Source organism: Paenisporosarcina sp. P4_D4 (genome assembly GCF_056401835.1).
On record NZ_JBFUIO010000274.1, the window covers coordinates 1 to 1,566 of the forward strand.

Below are 1,566 nucleotides of genomic sequence, written 5' to 3' on the forward strand. Positions count from 1 at the left end.
ATACGTCTCAATTGTCTCACCTCTTATAATTTATTTATAACCAATTAATATTCAGATTTTGTATGGTGTTACTTTGTATCCGTTGTCCGTTTTATCGACCTCTGTAGAAGTATAGCTAATAGGTATATACCCAAATCTTTCAAGCTCATCGAAATTTATCTGCATTGTTTTTTCTACTTCCAATCTGTCTTCACATGCTAATGTCCATCTATCACTTACATCTTTTTCTTCTTCAACATCACGATACTGAAAATCCACAATATATAATTTCACGTTATTTCCTCCTCAATAAATGAACTTTTTTACCCGTTTACTTTTCTTCTGCTATACGTTTTCAAGCTCTCGTAAGCAAGTGTGAAAAACCTCTTCTTAATTGATATTCCTTCTTTTACACATAGACAAAAACCTATGATCCAAGCTGCAATTTCATTTAACTTCTTATGATTTATCTGAATATAACAATGCCCTAACTCATGACTAAATGTATAAATTGTATCTATATCACTTTCTCTTTTTATCTCAATAGCTCTTAGGCGATGACTTACTCTTGAGCAATGAATATGACTTCGATATGAAACTACGTAACCTTTTTTCTTAGCTACTTCATTTAGTTTGTTGAAATTTAATTCATAATTGATTATCATTCACTCCTTTGTTTCAAATCCGCAAAAAACCCGTAAAATATTCGCTTTCTGCATGTCAACTCCCCATGAAACCAATCTATTATTCGGTAAATACATTAAATTTATTACATTTGTATTGTATTTTATTAATAATTTGATATATTTAATCATAATAATCATCATCTCTGTATGTTACTTCTAAGATGTATTCTCTCAGTTCTTCAAGGGTAATTTTTCTGCTATGATCTCTGGAATACCATTCTCCATTATCATAAAAAACAACTTCTTTCCCATATTCCCTATCTAGAATTTCTTTGATAATGGCAACGTAAGTCATAAATTCTTTCATTATACACTCCTCCTCTATTCCATCAGCCACTTGAAAATCATAATCCAACCACATACTCCAAAAAACAATATAAAAAGCGAGAGTGATACCACACGCAGTTTTCTCATTGGTTCTGATTAAATACGTTCTCAATCGTTTCGAAAACATCTTTAGGAATACTTTTGTTTTTCTTTAACTCATTCCACATATTTTCATAGTCTGGCTTGAAACCGTAAGGCAATAAAGTAACTTGGTTCTTGGATGTATCAAGATGAATTTCCATAGCATCCCCTACTTTTATGTTTAACGCATATCTAATTTCTTTCGGTATTACGATTCTCCCTAAGTCATCTAATCTTCTAACAATTCCTGTACCTGTCATATTATCACTCCTTAATCCAAACTATGCATTAAGTAACTCTGCATTTTCGCAGATATTTCCAATCACTATCATGCGGTCAATACTAAATTCTTTGATATACTCTTTAAACCCGAAATAATATGTGCTTTGCAATTTAAACATAGCATCTTCAAATATCACAATTTGAGGTACTCCACCTTTACCGTTGTATTCTTCTGAGAGTTGTAGAATATCACCTTCATAAATCTCAACAC

Annotated in this window: 5 protein-coding genes; all 5 read right to left on the reverse strand. The window is 31.5% G+C overall.

The genetic code is table 11. The features are described from left to right. Nucleotides 1-51: 51 nt before the first annotated feature. The gene (locus tag AC1DSL_RS18020; protein WP_477533295.1) at nt 52-273 is read right to left on the reverse strand and encodes a hypothetical protein; all 222 of its coding nucleotides are present in this window, start codon (nt 271-273) and stop codon (nt 52-54) included. Nucleotides 274-302: 29 nt separating this feature from the next. Continuing rightward, nucleotides 303-644 carry a hypothetical protein gene (locus AC1DSL_RS18025; protein ID WP_477533296.1) on the reverse strand — a complete coding sequence of 114 codons (342 nt, stop codon included), beginning with the start codon at nt 642-644 and terminating at the stop codon, nt 303-305. Between the two features lie 142 nt (nt 645-786). Beyond that, nucleotides 787-972 carry a hypothetical protein gene (locus AC1DSL_RS18030; RefSeq protein ID WP_477533297.1) on the reverse strand — a complete coding sequence of 62 codons (186 nt, stop codon included), beginning with the start codon at nt 970-972 and terminating at the stop codon, nt 787-789. Between the two features lie 103 nt (nt 973-1,075). After that, nucleotides 1,076-1,333, reverse strand: coding sequence for an AbrB/MazE/SpoVT family DNA-binding domain-containing protein (locus tag AC1DSL_RS18035; protein WP_477533298.1), 258 nt, complete (start codon nt 1,331-1,333; stop codon nt 1,076-1,078). Nucleotides 1,334-1,354: 21 nt separating this feature from the next. Continuing rightward, nucleotides 1,355-1,566, reverse strand: a 212-nt coding sequence (locus tag AC1DSL_RS18040) for a YopX family protein (protein WP_477533299.1), incomplete at its 5' end; no start/stop codon positions are given.